The organism is Ralstonia sp. VS2407 (genome assembly GCF_052950655.1).
On sequence record NZ_JBRFVG010000129.1, the window covers coordinates 1 to 531 of the forward strand.

The window sequence follows — 531 nt, forward strand, 5'->3', positions numbered from 1 at the left end:
GTCCGGCTGCGAGGGCAGAAACTGATGCAGGTAATACTGGCCGCTCGTCCCGTCCAGCGTCCACGCGCCGCCCCCGAAAAAGGACTTCCAGTTGTTCGGCGGGCCGCCGTCCGGAGCCGGGTCGCGCCAGACGTACCAGTCGCGTTTCCCGCTCTCCTTACCGCGCAGCGCCGCCTGGAACCAGGCATGGTCCGAGGACGTGTGGTTCGGCACGTAATCCAGCATCACCTTCAGGCCCAGGCGGTGCGCCTCCGCGACCAGCGCGTCGAAGTCTTCCAGCGTGCCGAACAGCGGATCAATGTCCACGTAATCGGCCACGTCGTAGCCGAAATCGCGCATCGGACTCGTGAAGATGGGGGAGAGCCACACCGCCTCCACGCCCAGACTCGCCACGTAGGGCAGCCTTGAGGTGATGCCGCGCAGGTCGCCCACGCCGTCGCCGCTGGCGTCCTGAAAGGAACGCGGGTAAATCTGGTAGATGATCCCGCGTTGCCACCACTTCAGCTCGCTGGACAGGGGAGAGGGCTGCGT

At 65.9% G+C, this 531-nt stretch carries 1 protein-coding gene; it reads right to left on the minus strand.

Annotated elements, in window-relative coordinates; genetic code table 11:
* Positions 1-516: alpha-amylase family glycosyl hydrolase (locus ACU8YE_RS24215; protein ID WP_446929911.1), on the minus strand; the 516-nt coding region annotated here is incomplete at its 3' end.
* Positions 517-531 lie beyond the last annotated feature (15 nt).